At 62.8% G+C, this 14,342-nt stretch carries 14 protein-coding genes and 1 other RNA gene; 9 read left to right on the top strand and 6 right to left on the bottom strand.

Annotated elements, in window-relative coordinates; genetic code table 11:
- Nucleotides 1–213: 213 nt before the first annotated feature.
- Nucleotides 214–996 (bottom strand): alpha/beta fold hydrolase, encoded by a 783-nt coding sequence (locus ACP148_RS05065; protein ID WP_421951528.1) that lies wholly within the window; start codon nt 994–996, stop codon nt 214–216.
- 144 nt (nt 997–1,140) lie between these two features.
- The gene (locus tag ACP148_RS05070; RefSeq protein WP_425033200.1) at nt 1,141–2,784 is read right to left on the bottom strand and encodes a chloride channel protein; all 1,644 of its coding nucleotides are present in this window, start codon (nt 2,782–2,784) and stop codon (nt 1,141–1,143) included.
- A gap of 163 nt (nt 2,785–2,947) precedes the next feature.
- Here ACP148_RS05070 and ACP148_RS05075 point away from each other — a divergent pair, with 163 nt between their 5' ends.
- On the top strand, nt 2,948–6,613 hold the full coding sequence (locus ACP148_RS05075; protein ID WP_425033201.1) for an AsmA family protein: 3,666 nt from the start codon (nt 2,948–2,950) through the stop codon (nt 6,611–6,613).
- Here ACP148_RS05075 and ACP148_RS05080 read toward each other — a convergent pair.
- From ACP148_RS05080 to ssrA, 3 genes are all read right to left on the bottom strand, one after another.
- A complete protein-coding gene (locus ACP148_RS05080) occupies nt 6,596–6,808 on the bottom strand; it encodes a ribbon-helix-helix domain-containing protein (RefSeq protein WP_421951530.1) in 213 nt (70 codons plus the stop codon). The two genes, ACP148_RS05075 and ACP148_RS05080, sit on opposite strands and share 18 nt — an antisense overlap.
- A 6-nt stretch (nt 6,809–6,814) precedes the next feature.
- Nucleotides 6,815–7,312, bottom strand: coding sequence for an SspB family protein (locus tag ACP148_RS05085; protein WP_421951531.1), 498 nt, complete (start codon nt 7,310–7,312; stop codon nt 6,815–6,817).
- A 173-nt stretch (nt 7,313–7,485) separates the two neighbouring features.
- Nucleotides 7,486–7,842: a transfer-messenger RNA gene (gene ssrA / locus ACP148_RS05090) on the bottom strand.
- Between the two features lie 51 nt (nt 7,843–7,893).
- Here ssrA and relB point away from each other — a divergent pair.
- The 4 genes from relB to ACP148_RS05110 all read left to right on the top strand — a co-directional run bounded on the left by relB (nt 7,894) and on the right by ACP148_RS05110 (nt 9,712).
- Nucleotides 7,894–8,121: a type II toxin-antitoxin system RelB family antitoxin gene (gene relB, locus ACP148_RS05095; RefSeq protein ID WP_421951532.1), complete on the top strand. Its 228-nt coding sequence runs from the start codon at nt 7,894–7,896 to the stop codon at nt 8,119–8,121.
- The gene (locus ACP148_RS05100) at nt 8,105–8,374 is read left to right on the top strand and encodes a type II toxin-antitoxin system RelE family toxin (RefSeq protein WP_421951533.1); all 270 of its coding nucleotides are present in this window, start codon (nt 8,105–8,107) and stop codon (nt 8,372–8,374) included. Before relB ends, ACP148_RS05100 begins: the two co-directional genes overlap by 17 nt.
- Nucleotides 8,375–8,439: 65 nt before the next feature.
- Nucleotides 8,440–9,234: a thymidylate synthase gene (locus ACP148_RS05105; RefSeq protein WP_421951534.1), complete on the top strand. Its 795-nt coding sequence runs from the start codon at nt 8,440–8,442 to the stop codon at nt 9,232–9,234.
- 145 nt (nt 9,235–9,379) lie between these two features.
- The gene (locus ACP148_RS05110; RefSeq protein ID WP_421951535.1) at nt 9,380–9,712 is read left to right on the top strand and encodes a MazG nucleotide pyrophosphohydrolase domain-containing protein; all 333 of its coding nucleotides are present in this window, start codon (nt 9,380–9,382) and stop codon (nt 9,710–9,712) included.
- Between the two features lie 241 nt (nt 9,713–9,953).
- On the opposite strand, the gene greA is transcribed toward ACP148_RS05110, so the two are convergent.
- Nucleotides 9,954–10,436, bottom strand: coding sequence for a transcription elongation factor GreA (gene greA / locus ACP148_RS05115; protein ID WP_421951790.1), 483 nt, complete (start codon nt 10,434–10,436; stop codon nt 9,954–9,956).
- A 236-nt stretch (nt 10,437–10,672) separates the two neighbouring features.
- Between greA and ACP148_RS05120 the strand changes: the two genes are divergently transcribed.
- From ACP148_RS05120 to ACP148_RS05135, 4 genes are read left to right on the top strand one after another with little or no spacing between them, the layout of a single operon-like run.
- Entirely contained in the window at nt 10,673–11,329 is a 657-nt protein-coding gene (locus tag ACP148_RS05120) for a TetR/AcrR family transcriptional regulator (RefSeq protein WP_421951536.1), read from the top strand.
- A 4-nt stretch (nt 11,330–11,333) separates the two neighbouring features.
- Complete coding sequence (locus ACP148_RS05125) at nt 11,334–12,278, top strand: HlyD family secretion protein (protein WP_421951537.1); 945 nt, start codon at nt 11,334–11,336, stop codon at nt 12,276–12,278.
- Nucleotides 12,275–13,213 carry an ABC transporter ATP-binding protein gene (locus tag ACP148_RS05130; protein ID WP_421951538.1) on the top strand — a complete coding sequence of 313 codons (939 nt, stop codon included), beginning with the start codon at nt 12,275–12,277 and terminating at the stop codon, nt 13,211–13,213. Before ACP148_RS05125 ends, ACP148_RS05130 begins: the two co-directional genes overlap by 4 nt.
- The gene (locus ACP148_RS05135; RefSeq protein WP_421951539.1) at nt 13,210–14,340 is read left to right on the top strand and encodes an ABC transporter permease; all 1,131 of its coding nucleotides are present in this window, start codon (nt 13,210–13,212) and stop codon (nt 14,338–14,340) included. The genes ACP148_RS05130 and ACP148_RS05135 overlap by 4 nt, the downstream gene beginning before the upstream one ends.
- The last annotated feature ends 2 nt before the right edge of the window (nt 14,341–14,342 follow it).

The raw sequence follows: 14,342 nt of genomic DNA on the forward strand, positions 1-14,342 counted from the left end.
GTAGGAACTACGCATTTCAGGTTGTAGCGGAGCCATTTGGGTCCCTTTCGCCGGGGAAGCGCAGAAGGAGAACGGCGATTCCGTAAAGAGCTGAAGGGCTCCAGAAACGGTGCAAGGGGCCGGGCCGCAAGGCTCGGCCCCTTATTCTCGGGGGTGGGGGATGCGCTTTTGCAATGCCGTCACTGGGGCAAGCACTTGTTCTGCCCGGTCAGTTCAGGGCGCCAGAAACTCCAATACGGGATCCAGAAACAACCGCGGTGCGGTTGTCATTGCGACATGTCCCTGGCCCTTCAACGTGACAATGAAACTGTCCGGAAGTGCATCGTTAAGCGCTTTGGCCGGAGCGGTGAGTTCTTTGGGGCTGTTTTCCCCCACCAGCAACAAAGTCGGGACTGTCATGGGATGGAATCGGTCTGGCTCAAACACGTAATCTCCATCCGCCAGTTCACGCAGCGCAGTATGGGCAGCCGCGACGCGACCAGCCCAGGAGGGGTCTGCGCGAAGCGCCTCGATTTGCGCATCCGGTGCGCCGACCGCTTCCTTGAAAAAGGCGACCAGCATCGCATCGCGATCCCCAGTATTCAAAATCGCATTCAGGCGATCGGGCAGATCGGGCGGATAGAGCGGATTTCCTCCGACGGGAAACGCGGGCTCGTAAAGTACGAGTTGTTTGAGGTTGTCGGCGCGGAGCGCGGCTTCCATCGCACATAACGCTCCGAATGAATGGCCGAGAAGACAGACGTCGCGACCCGCGGCCTCAATGACAGCAGACACATCCTCATATTCCCGCTCCAGGGAGTAGATCGCGGCGTCACCGCTATCCCCTCGGCCCCGGCGATCCATCGCAAGGACCGTGAACCGGCTCTCAAGTTCCGGCAGAATGCCTGCCCAGCGCGTGTGATCTGCCGTAGAGCCGTGAACCAAAACCAAAGGGGGACCGCTTCCGCTGCGCTCAAATGCAATCGGGGTCCCGTCTTCGGAAGTGACGAAGTCCATCCGAGGTACCTCCCACACATTAAACGTTGCGGCGCGCCCGCCGCTTGAAAGTCACGACCGACGCAACAAACCATACTGCAAAACAAGGGTTTCGTCAGCATTGCAGCGGCCAGCAATCGACCATTCAGGGCGGACCGGAAACTTCTAACTGTGTTCTTCCCTCGAATGGGCCACCAGGGCCTTGTTGAAGCTGGCGAGGGCGTCGACGTGGTGGGCGTGGCCGATGATGGCGTTGGTTTTGGTTTCGATGACGGGCAGGTGGGAGACCTCGCTGGCGTTGAAGGCTTTGAGGGCGGATTCGAGGGTTTCGGTGGGGCGCAGCCAGGGGGCGCCCGAGGCTATGTCGAAGGTTGTGTCTTCGCCTTGCGGGAGGGGGCGGAGGAAATCGCGCACGCGGATGAACTGGGCGGCGTGTTTGTGCGGGCCCTCTTCGAGCATGATGCCGCGCGTATAGAGCTGCCAGTGGAAATAGGAACGGCCCATGACGGCCTGGCACAGGCCCGTGGCAATGCCGACGGCGAGCAGCAGGGCGATGGAAAAGGCAAAGCCGCCGGTCAATTCGAAAATCATCACGGCAGTGGAGATGGGGGCGCCCAATACCGCTGCGGCGACCGCGCCCATGCCGATCAGGGCGTAGAGCCCGACCGAGGAGGCGACATCGGGGAAGATCGAGGTGGCGATGATGCCGAAAGCGCCACCGGTCATGGCACCGAGATAAAGGCAGGGGGAAAAGACGCCGCCACCGGCGCGTGAGGAGAGGGTGATTGTCGTTGCGACGGTTTTAGCGACGATCAGGGCCAGCATGAGCCAGAGATCGAGCGAGCCGGCCAGCGCCATGTCGGTCGCTTCGTAGCCGACGCCGAGCACATGGGGGAAGGCGAGCGCGATCAATCCCACCAGCAGACCGCCGATGGCCGGGCGGATCCAGATCGGGGTGCCGCTGCGCTTGGAGAGCCAATCGCCGCCAATGAGCGCAGTCTGGAACAGGATGGCGACGGCGGCGCAGACGAGGCCCAGAAGGGCGAAGGCGGGAATTTCGAGATAGGACGAAATGGTGATGGCGGCCGGATCGATGACGAAGGCAGGCGCTTCGCCGAACCAGAGGCGGGAAATAATGGCCGCGACGACCGAGGCGATGACCAGGGGCACGAAGGCGCTCATGGCGAAATGGCCCAGAATGACTTCGTGGGCGAACAGTACCCCGGCGATGGGGGCGTTGAACGAGGAAGAAATGGCGGCGGCCACGCCGCAGGCGAGCGCGATGCGGCGCGCGGCGGCGGGGAGGCGGAAGATGCGAAAGCCCAGTTTCGACGCGGCGGCGGCGTAATAGACGATGGGCCCCTCGCGCCCGCCACTGCCGCCTGAGCCGAGGGTGATGGCGGTAACCAGCGTTGCAACCGTCGCCCCACGGAAGGTGAGGGCTGAGGATTCGCGCACACGGGCCTCGATGACGTCGGCGACACCGCCGGCTCGGCCCAGCGGGCGCCAGAAATAAAGAATAACGCCCACGGCGATGCCGCCGCCGAGAGGACCGATCATTGGCCACCACCAGGGGAGCGTGGACAGCGTTGTGAGAACCTGTTCGCTTGTGGTGCCCAGCCAGACCCATTGCACAAAGCCGATGGCGAGGCGGAAGGCGATGCCCAGCGCGCCGCCGATCAGGCCGAGCAGGATGGCCAGAAGCCAGAGGCGGGGCTGTTGCAGGGTGAAAAAGCTCGCCAGATGCGGGCGGACCCAGCGCTGGGTGACGAAATAGATCTGCTTGGCCGTCTTGATCGGCGTCGTCATGGGATTTCCGCTGCTCGGGCGTGCAGCCCGGTTTAGGACGGCGGGGACATTGTCGCAAGGGAGAGGTGCCGTATCGGCGATTTTCGCCGCCATCAGGCGGAAAACACTGAAACTTTTGGCGATCGCACTGGAATGGCCGTGACGCGGCGGGGGGATATGCCTAATGTTCTCGCTGAATCGGGGAAAGGACGCCAACGGCTTGGCAAATCGCATCTACATCGCCATCGGACTGATCGCGATCCTTTTGCTGGGGGGCGCATTCGTCGTTCCCTGGTTCATCGACTGGAATGCCTACAAGCCGCGCATGGAACAGATGGCCGCCGAGGCGCTGGGGATCGAGGTCGAGATTGCGGGGGACATGGATTTCACCCTGCTGCCGCAGCCGCGCATGCATTTCGAGAATGCACGGCTGGGGCCCGAGGACGCGCCGGTGGGATCGGCGCGGCTGGTCGAGGCCGACCTGTCGCTTATGGATTTCCTGCGCGACCGGTTCAACGTCACCCAGTTGCGATTGATCGAGCCCGAACTCAATCTGGTGATCGACCAAGCGGGGCAATTGCAGACACCGATCACGCTGGCGCAATCGGCGACGGTTACCAATGTCTCGATCGCCAATGCGCGGCTGAGCGATGGCGTGGTGCGGCTGACAGACCTGCGCAGTGGAGAAAGCTGGCGGGCCGAAGGGTTCAACGGCGACATGGCGCTGACGGGCGTGCGCGGGCCGTTCGCCATCGAGGGGCAGGCCGTCCATGACGACACGGCCTATGGCGTGCGCGTTTCGACATCGGCAATGAACGCGGCCGGGCAGATGCAACTCAGCGCCTTTGTGCGGCCGGTGAGCGGGGCGTTTTCGGTGACGGCCGAGGGCTTGCTGGAAACAGGCGGGGCGCCGAGCCTGACCGGGGAACTGACGTATCGGCAGGCGGCCCCGGCCGATCAGGGCGAGGCGGTGGTTGGGGCAATGACGCTGCAAAGTCCGCTTGTTGCCGACGCCGAGCGCATAGAGCTTCCCGAATTCGTGCTGCTTCCCGACGAGAACCAGACGGCAACGCGGCTGACAGGGGAAGCCTCGCTGAGCCTTGGGGCCGAGCCGGCCTTCAATGCGACCGTGTCGGGCGGCGTGGTGACGCTGCAACCGCGCGCGGTAACCGAAGAGGGGGCACGGCCATTCGAGATTGTCCGGCTGTTGCGCGGCATGCCCGAACCGCTGACGCCGCCTCTGCCGGGGCGGATCGCCATGTCGATCAACGAGCTTTCGGTGCGTGGCATGGCGGTGCGCGACGTGCGGCTCGACGCCACCAGCGACGGCGACAGCTGGACCGTGGAGGAATTTTCCGGGCGGTTGTCGGGAGACACGACGCTCAAGCTTACCGGGCAATTGGGCCGGGCTGCGGGCTGGCCGGCTTTCGAGGGCACCCTGTCGATGGCGTCGCCACGGCTCGATGCGCTCTCGCTGCTCTGGAAGCGGGCCGGGGAGGGCAATCCGCTGTTCGGGATGGGCGGGTCGCTCAACGGGCGGGTGCAACTGGTCAATGACCGGCTGCGGTTCAGCGACGGATTGCTGGTGCTTGACGAGACCGTCCATACGGTTTCGGGCGATATGCGGTTCGGGGATGCGCCATCGCTTGAGGTAACGGCGGGGCTGTCGGCGCTCAACGCACGGCAGAGCACGGCGTTGCTGGCGCTGCTGCCGCCGATCGATCCGGCGGGAGCGTTCGGGCTGAGCTTTCCGCAGGGAAGGCTGGATCTCGACGCGGAGGCGGCGCGGATCGGAGGAATGGCGCTGCGCGATCTGTCGCTGCGCTCGGCGTGGAGCGCTGAAGGACTTGAGTTCGAGAGCCTGGCAGTGGAAGCCTATGGCGGGGTCGGGTTCGAGGGGACCGGGCGGCTGTCGGGTACGCTGGCGGCGCCGGTGATCGCGGGCGAGGGACGTCTCGACATCGCATCGGGCGCTCCGATGGTGGGGCTGCTGGCCGGTGAGGACAATCCGTTGCGGGAAGGCGTGTTGGGCAGCCTTCCAGCGCAAATGTCGGTGCTTCTCGAAACGCCCGGACGCGATGGTGTGCAGACCCTGACGCTCGATGGCAGGGCCGGGGTGAGCGATGTTTCCGGGCGGCTGGAAATGACCGGCGGCATAACCGGCTTGGGGCGTGAGAGTCTGGTTTTGACGCTGGAGGCCGCGGCAGAGAGCGGCACCCGATTGCTCGACCAGCTTGGGCTCGCGCCGCTGATTGCCGGGGAGGATGGCGCGATCGCCAGCGCGCGGCTCGAAGGCAATCCCGTGGGCAATATGGATGCAGAATTCTCGCTGGAGGGCGGCGGGGAGCGGATCGATTTTTCCGGCACGCTGCAACTGGCCGATCTGGGATCGATCCGGGGCGAGGGGCAGACCTCGTTCCTGTTTGCCGACGGGGTTGCGCTGTCTGAGATGGCCGGAGCGCAAGGTGTCTGGTTTCCGGGTCTGGAAGGGCAGGCCAATATCGGCTTTGTGGGCAATGAAAGCGTTACGCTGTCCGAGATTTCGGCCTTTGCCGCCGAGCGCGCGATTGGCGGCAGGCTGTCTTACGCGGCACAGAGGGAAACGGCTGTGGTGACCGGATCGCTGGAGTTCGACGGGCTCGATGTCGAGACGGTGGCGGCCATGCTGGCCGGTCCGGCCGGTGTGCTCAACCTCTCGCCCGGTCTGTGGCCCGATGGCCCGGTCGATCTGGGTGCCAGCCAGAGGGCCACACGAGGGCGGATCGCCATTACGGCGCCGGTGCTGATGGCGGATGACGAGCGGCTGATCGAAGCGCTGGCTTTCGACTATGCCTGGGGCGAGGAGGATGTGGGGCTGCGCGGGTTGTTCGGCGAATTCGGGGGCGGAACGATCCAGCTCGACGCAACGGCTTGTTGTGCCTCGGCGCTGGCCGACAAGAGCCTGGGCGGGCGGCTGACCCTCAACGGCGTTGCTATCGATGCGGCGTTGCCCGACACACCGGCCGATGTTCTGGGCGGCACGCTGACCCTCGGGATGCAGTTTCAGGGGAGCGGGGACAGCTATCGGACATTTGCGGGATCGCTGAACGGGGAGGGCAGCTTCTCGGTCGAGGATCTGCGGATAGAAGGGCTGTCGCCGGAGGCGTTCCAGGCGGCGGCCAACGTGGATAATCTGATCGAGATCGAACCCGAGGCGCTGGAAATTCTCGTGGCGACGGCGCTGCAGTCCGGTCCGTTCGAGAGCCAGGACGCGGGCGGGCTGGTGCGGTTGATCGGTGGAGTGGCGCGGATCGCCAACATTGCCATCGACGGCGGTGACGCGCGGCTGGTGGGCGGCGGGAGCCTCGATGTGGCAATCGCCGGGCTCGAAGCGGACTGGACGCTGGCCCTGACCCGCGCCCTGGCCGGCAATGGCCTTATTACCGAAACCACGGGCCGCATCGGGGTCGGGATCGATGGGACATTGTTTGCGCCCGAGCGAAGCCTCGATCTGGGGCCGATGGTCGATGCGATCCAGATGCGGGCCTATGAAATCGAGCTCGACGAACTCGAGGCGTTGCGGGCCGAGCAGGAGGCACGCCAGCGCGCGGTTGCAGAGGAACAGGCGCGGCTGATGGAGGAAGAGGCGCGGCGGCAGGCCGAACTGTTGTTGCAACAGCAACAGGAAGAGGCCGAACGCTTACAGATCGAGGAGCAGCAGCGTCAACTCGAAGAGCTCCAAGAGCAGCTTTCCGAGCCCGACCCTGCGCCATTACAGCCGCAGCCGGGTGGGCCGAGCAATCCCAATTCATCGTTTACGGTGCTGCCGCCGGGCGCTCTGGAATTGCAGTCTCTAACGCCCGGACGCTGAGCGGAACCAGGCCAGGACGAAAACGCGGATGGCCGAGGAGAGATTGGGGTCCTCGCGGCTTTCGTCGATCTCGGCGATCAGATGGGGCAGGGAGGTTTCGCGCGTATCGGCGATGGACTGGAGCGCGTCCCAGAACGGCGGCTCGAGGGCGATGGAGGTGCGGTGGCCGGCTATGGTCAGCGAGCGCTTGCGCACCGGGGCTTATTTCTTGCGGAAGGAATCGAGGCTGACGACTTTTTCGCCGCTTTCTTCGGCTGCGGGTTCGTCTGTCTCGGCCACATCGCCCGTGTCTTCGCCTTCGTCGTCATCGGGGTCGGCGACGACGCGCGGGCCGGCCTGAACCTCGGCGACTTCGAACTGGAGGCCGAACTGGACGGAGGGATCGAAAAAGCCCTTGATGGCCGAAAAGGGAATGAGGAGGGTTTCGTTGACGCCATCGAAGGAAAGGCCGACCTCAAAACCGGTTTCGGAGACCTTGAGGTCCCAATACTGGTTCTGGAGGACGATGGTCATTTCCTTGTCGTACTGGGAGATCAGTTTCTGACTCAGGCGCACGCCGGGGGCTTGGGTGACGAAGGAAATGAAGAAGTGGTGATCTCCGGGCAGGCCGGTGCGGGCAACTTCGCTCAGCACTTTCCGTACGACGCCGCGCAGGGCTTCCTGGGCCAAGATGTCGTAGCGGATGTGGTCTTGTGCCATTTACGGCGGCTCCCTAAGCGATTCTGATTGAGCCCATAACAGCCTGAATTTAAGCGGGGGTTCAAGCTGGCAGTTTTGCGTTTCGTTGAAACGTCAAACTTAGCCTATTATTTGGTTGTCACGCTTTCGAACCGAAAAAGTGGGACCACTTTTTCTGAAAGCGCTCCGGGAGAAATGCAGGCTTCTGTTGCCAGGTGCCTGCGGACCCCGCCTATGCCCGGCTAGGAGCGTAGGACTTCAATTCCCAGTTCTCGCACCGCTTAAGCGGCGAGAGAGACCGGAGCCTTATTGTTGTCATTAGCAACTATAAGTTTTAGTCCGATAACGGTGGTACCATGCCGAGCGAAAACACACCCTTTACGCCCTCGTCGATCCTGTTTCGCCCCCATAAGCCTCTGTAAGCAGAGGGATTTTGGTGGAGGCGCCGGGTACTGCCCCCGGGTCCGATGGGTTTATTACGATGGCAATTTATCGCCATAGCCGTTGCCGGCAGGTCCAATATAGGGGCCATGAGGCGCCAGGGGAAGAGGGTGGACACTATTCTTTGGGCACCCCATATTGGTTTTCGATTGGAGCAAGCCATGTCTGTGACCATCGATTTGTCGCCCGAACTGGAAGCGCGTCTGAAGGCGCTGGCCGCGGAAACGGGCAAGGATCCCAAGGAGGTGCTGAGCGCCGCCATCGCCAGCGGGCTCGAGGATATCGAAGACCTCCTGCTTGCCGAACGCGCAGTTATGCGCCTCAAATCCGGTGAAAGCCGGATTCTGAGCGTGGAAGAGGCCGGGGCAGCGTTTGAGCTGGACCGTTAGATATACCAGCGATGCGGTCAGGCAGATACGAAAGCTCGGCCCGCAGACGGAAGCGCGGCTGAGGAAATACCTTCATGAGCATGTCGAAACCCTGGATAATCCGCGCAGCGTCGGCCAGGCGCTCGCCGGGTCCAGGCTCGGGCATTTCTGGCGCTACCGGGTCGGCGATTACCGGATTATCTGCGACATCCTGGACGACGATCTGATAATCCTGGTCGTCGAGGCTGGTCACCGGCGCGAGGTTTATCGCTGAAAGCTGTGAATGGCGCGGGCATGAGCCGGACCGCGACGGCATAGAATCAGTATAGCTTTCTTTCCATGAAGCAGTATCTCGATCTTTTGCGCCATGTGATGGAAAACGGGGTGGACCGGGCCGACAGGACCGGGACGGGAACCCGGTCGGTGTTCGGCTACCAGATGCGGTTCGACCTCAATGAGGGGTTTCCGCTGCTCACGACCAAGAAGCTTCATATCCGGTCGATCGTTTATGAGTTGCTCTGGTTCCTGCGCGGGGACACCAATGTGCGCTGGCTGCAGGAGCGCGGGGTCAAGATCTGGGACGAATGGGCCGACGAGAACGGCGATCTCGGCCCGGTCTATGGCAGCCAGTGGCGGAGCTGGCCTGGGCCCGACGGGCGCCATATCGACCAGATCACCAACCTTGTCGAGCAGATCAGAACCAGGCCAGATTCACGCCGTCACATCGTTTCGGCCTGGAACCCGGCGGAGGTGGACGACATGGCGCTGCCGCCTTGCCACTGCCTGTTCCAGTTCTATGTGGCCGAGGGCAAGCTTTCCTGCCAGCTCTATCAGCGCTCGGCCGATATCTTTCTTGGCGTGCCCTTCAATATCGCCTCCTACGCGCTGTTGACCCACATGATTGCCGAGGTGACCGGACTTGGCGTGGGCGATTTCGTCCATACGCTGGGGGATGCCCATATCTATCACAATCATTTCGAGCAGACCCGGACGCAGCTGGCCCGTTCGCCAAAGCCGCTGCCGGGGCTGGAGATCGTCAACAAGCGGGATTCGATCTTCGATTTCGAGTTCGAGGATTTCCAGATCGTTGGGTACGACCCCGATCCGCACATCAGGGCACAGGTGGCGGTATGAAAGCATGGTCGATTGGAGCGATGGCTTTTGGGCCGGCGCTCTAAACCTTTGTTTTGTCGCGTGTCCAGATGAAGCGGTAACCACTTATCCTGGAAGCGCTCCAGCAGGATATCGAGATGCTGTTCGTGGTACGGAGGGACGACTTTTGAAGCCGGATAAGGATGCTGCGCAGGCGCAGCTTGCGGCGCTGACGCGGGCAGTAGGGCAGGTGTCGGACACTTATGCCACGCGGTGCGATATCGACAGGGATCGCAATTGGGCGGCGCTGAAACTCTCCGAAGAGACCGGAGAACTGGTGGCGGCCTTTCTCAAGACGACCAGGCGTGGACGACGCGAGGGCGAGTCCGAAGATGGTTTGCGTCAGGCGCTCGAGGACGAGGCGGCGGATGTGCTGGCCATGCTGCTGATCTTTGCCAAGCAGAACGGCATCGACCTGACCGCTGCGCTTGAGCGCAAGTGGTTCCGATATCTGACCTAAGCATTTCAGCGCTTCCTTGAATCGCTTCAATTGCTCTAAGTCTTTGTTTTATCGCGCTTCCGAACCGGATAAGTGGTAGCCACTTATCCTGGAAGCGCTCTAGATCAAATCCGCTTTTCGCCTGCGCGGCCCTTCGGGTCTTTCAATCGCGGGTTCCTGGTTCTTGTTTCCTCGCGCGTCCGAACCGGACAACCGTTTCCATCCCCGATCGGGTCGAGGACATGCTTTTGCTGGAGGCGCTCTAAGAAATATCGATGATCTCGATTTCCCTGTCGCCCAGAGTGGCGAGGTCGCCGACGGTTTTTCCCATCATGGCGCGGGCAAGGGGTGACACGTAGGAGATCGATCCGGCGCTGGGGTCGGCCTCGTCCTCGCCCACTATCCGGTATTTCTGTATCCGGCCGTCGTCGCGGCTGAAGGTGACCGTACTGCCGAACGCCACGGTATCGGTTTGCGCCGGGGCCGGGATGAGTTGGGCGGTGCGCACGCGCTGCATGAAATAGCGCAGATCGCGCAAAGGGCCGGCCGCTTCGCGGCGGCGGTCGTTGACGTCTTCAATGGTGCTGGCCGCTTCGTGGGCCGTGCGGGCCGCATCGAGTTGGTCGTGCAGGGCTTTCAGCCCAGCCTCGGTCACAAGGTTGGGCTCGGGCGAAATCGGGCGATCGGGCAGCAGGGTTTCCGATGCCGTTTCCGCGCTTTCTTCCTTGGTAAACGCGACGCTCAGTCTGTTGAACTCCCATTGGCCCGCGCAACGGGCGGGCAATACCGGCTATCCGGTGTGCTGTGGCGCGGGTTAAAAGAGCCCTGCCGGGCGCTGGTCCCTGCGGGGCTTGCTGCATCTTGCGCCTAATGGGACAGCATGTCCATGGATTGCAAATAACTGGCTGGTCAGTTATTAATTGGAGTATGGTCGGCATATGAGCGGAGCGCGTGAGCGCATGTTCGTGAAGGTGGGTGAGAATGGGTGACGGTGTCAGGCGTAGCAGTCCGAAATTCCGGAGGCGGTCGGAAGCCCGGCCGGACGAGGTGCTGGACGCTGCGCTGGCGCTGTTTGTGGAAAAAGGATTTGCCGCAACGCGGGTGGAGGACATCGCGGCACGCGCCGGGGTGAGCAAGGGGACTGTCTATCTCTATTTTCCCTCCAAGGAGGCGGTGCTGGAAGGGCTGGTGCGCAGGGGAATCCTTCCCATTGCCGAGAGTGCGATAAGGAAACTCGGAGATCTCGATGGCGACCCGAGGATCATCCTTTCAGGCGCGATCAGAATGCTGGGCGGCCGGTTCTCCGACCCGCAGGTTCGGGCCATTCCCAAGGTCGTTCTGCGTGAAGTGGTCAGCTTTCCCCATCTAGCGGAGATGTATCGACGGGAAGTTCTCGATCATGTCATTCCGGTGGTCGTGTCGCTCATCGAACGGGGCATCGCCGAAGGATATCTGCGCCCGGTCGATCCGGAACTGACAGTGCGGTCCATTGTGGGGCCGCTGGTTCTTCATGTCCTGCTTGCCGAGGTATTTGGCATCGTTCCCAAGGGCGGGATCGAGATCGAAGAGTTGATCGACAATCATCTTACCGTCCTGTTCGACGGCCTGAGCGCGCCGGGCGCGGCGGATGCGGGGTGAGGTCATGGATGAGTTCGTCTCCTGGCTGTTCGGGCTGATTGCCATGATCGTTCCGGGGTTCGGCGTGTCCGAGCCACCGGCGTGGAACGGCTATGTCGAAGCCGATTATGTCTATCTTGCCGCTCCGGCGGGCGGCACACTCACCGCGATGGCGGCGCGCGAGGGCGATGCGATCGAGGTGGGCGACATTGTGTTTACCCTCGATGATGGCCAGCAGCGGGCCGCGCTCGATGCGGCGCTGGCCCAGGTCGCGGCGGCACAGGCCAATGTCGATAATCTTTCGACGGGCAGCCGCGACGCCGAACTCGACGTCATCCGGGCGAGCCTTGCCAGGGCCAGGGCCGATCTCGAGCTGACCCGCCAGCAGGCCGAGCGCACCGGGGCGTTGCTGGAGCGCGGGCTGGCGCCGCAGGCGCAGGCCGATCAGGCCAACGCGAATCTGGAGCGCGCACAGGCCCAGGTGGACGAGCTCGAAGCCCAATTGCGGGTTGCCGAGCTGCCGGCGCGCGATCCGCAGCGGATCGCAGCCGAAGCGTCGCTTGCGGCGGCGCGGGCTAATGCGGAACAGGCTCGGTTGGCGCTCGATGATCGCGTTGTCACCTCTCCGGTGGATGGTCTCGCGGCGCGCGTCTATTTCAGCGCCGGTGAGTTCCTGGCCACTGGCATCCCGGCTGTGGCGCTGCTCCCCGTGGATGCGCTCAAGGTCAAGTTTTATCTTCCGCAGGCGGATCGGACGGATTTCGAGCTGGGTGACGCAGTTTCCATAAGCTGTGACCTGTGCCCTGACGGGCTCACCGCGACTGTGCGCTATTTCTCTCCCGATCCCCAGTTCACGCCTCCGGTCATTTACAGTCGCGAGGAACGCGCCCGGCTCACCTTTCTTGTCGAAGCGGTGTTGGACGAGGGTTCGGAATTGCATCCCGGCCAGCCGGTTACGGTTTCGCGATGAGTGGCGAGGCGGTCATCGACGTCAGGGGGTTGACCAAATCGTTCGGCGCAAAGCGGGTGGTCGATCATTTCGACATCATGGTGCCGCGCGGCGCCATCTACGGTTTTCTCGGCCCCAACGGCTCGGGCAAGACCACGACCATCCGCATGCTGTGCGGATTGCTGACGCCGGATGAGGGCGAGGGCGCATGCCTTGGTTTCGATGTGCGCAGGCAGGCCGACCGCATCAAGCAGGAGGTCGGCTATATGACGCAGAAATTTTCCTACTATGAAGACCTCTCGATCCGCGAGAATCTGGATTTCGTGGCGCGCATGTACGGGCTGGACAGGCGTCGGCAACGCGTCGATGACGCGCTGGGCGATCTTGGACTTGCCGACCGGCAAAACCAGCTCGCGGGCTCGTTGTCGGGCGGCTGGAAGCAGCGGCTGGCGCTGACCGCCTGCCTGTTGCACGATCCCCAGCTGCTGCTGCTCGATGAGCCGACCGCCGGTGTGGACCCCAAGGCGCGGCGCGATTTCTGGGACGAAATCCGTCGGCTTTCGGCCAAAGGCGTCACCGTTCTGGTCTCGACCCATTATATGGACGAGGCCATCCAGTGCGATTTCATCACCTATATAGCCTATGGCAAAAAGCTGATCGACGGGAGGGCGGCGGACATTCCCGCGATGATCGGGCTTGTGACCTACCGGGTCTCGGGCCCCGGGATCGCCGCATTGGAAGCAGAACTCAAGCAAGAGAAGGCGATCGCGCAGGTCGCGCGGTTCGGTTCGGTCCTGCATGTATCGGGCACTGATCGCCCCAGGCTCGAAGCGGTGGCCGATACTTACCGCAAGCGCGGCACCCATGAGTGGACGGAGAAGACTTCCGAACTCGAAGAAGCCTTCATCTTTCTGATGGCAGGGGCGCGGGACAATTTCGCCCGCGGCGCGGCATGAACTTTTCCCTTGCGCGGTTTCTGGCCGTTCTGACCAAGGAGTTCATCCAGATGCGGCGCGATCGCGTCACATTTGCCATGATGATAGGGCTGCCGATCATGCAATTGCTGCTGTTCGGTTTCATCATCAATTCCGATGCGCGACACATGCCGACGCTGATCGAGTTGAACGATGACGGCCCGCTGGTGCGCGCCATCGTTTCGGGCATGGAAATGTCGGAGTATTACGACATACAGGGGTCCGTAAGCGGGGCGGAGAATGGCGAGCGGGCGCTGCGCAATGGCAGTGCCTCCTTTATTGTCGTGTTCCCCGAGGATTTCGAGCGCGATGTTGTTCGGGGCCTGCGGCCGCAACTTCTGGTGGTTGCCGACGCTTCGGACCCGGCGGCGGTCGGCGGGGCGGTGGGCGCCCTCGACGGCATCGTGCGGATCGCCATGGCCGACACTTTTTCGGGCGCGCTGGGGCGCCTTGCACCGACGCCGACGCCCTTTGGTATCGCAGTCCACAAACTCTACAATCCCGAGGGCAGTACCTCGACCAATATCGTTCCCGGCCTGCTCGCCATCATCCTTTCAATGACGCTGGTCATGATGACCGCCATCGCCATCGTCAAGGAGACCGAACGCGGCACCATGGAGATGCTGATCGCCACGCCGGCCCGCCCGCTGGAGGTCATGGCGGGCAAGATCCTGCCCTATGTGCTGGTCGGATATATACAGACGATCGTGTTTCTTTTGGCCGGCCTCGCCGTGTTCAACGTGCCGTTCGAGGGGGCGTGGCCGGCTTTTTTTGTCGGCTTTAACCTGTTCATCGTCGTCAATCTGGCGCTGGGATTCCTGATCTCGGCGGTGGCGCGCTCGCAGATGCAGGCCATGCAGCTCTCGGTGTTCACCATTCTGCCTTCGGTGTTGCTTTCGGGCTTTCTGTTTCCCTTTGCGGCAATGCCGGGCTGGGCGCAGGTGCTCAGCACCGTGGTGCCCGCCACTCATTTCCTGCGTGTCGTGCGCGCCGTCATGCTCAAGGGGGGCGGTATTTCCGACGTTTCGGGGGAACTCTGGGCCCTTGTCGTGATCCTGATCGTCATCTCCGCCATCGCCATGCTGCGATATCGCCGGACGCTCGATTGAGC

The sequence above is a fragment of the Pelagibacterium sp. genome (genome assembly GCF_965249125.1).
Lineage (GTDB): Bacteria > Pseudomonadota > Alphaproteobacteria > Rhizobiales > Devosiaceae > Pelagibacterium.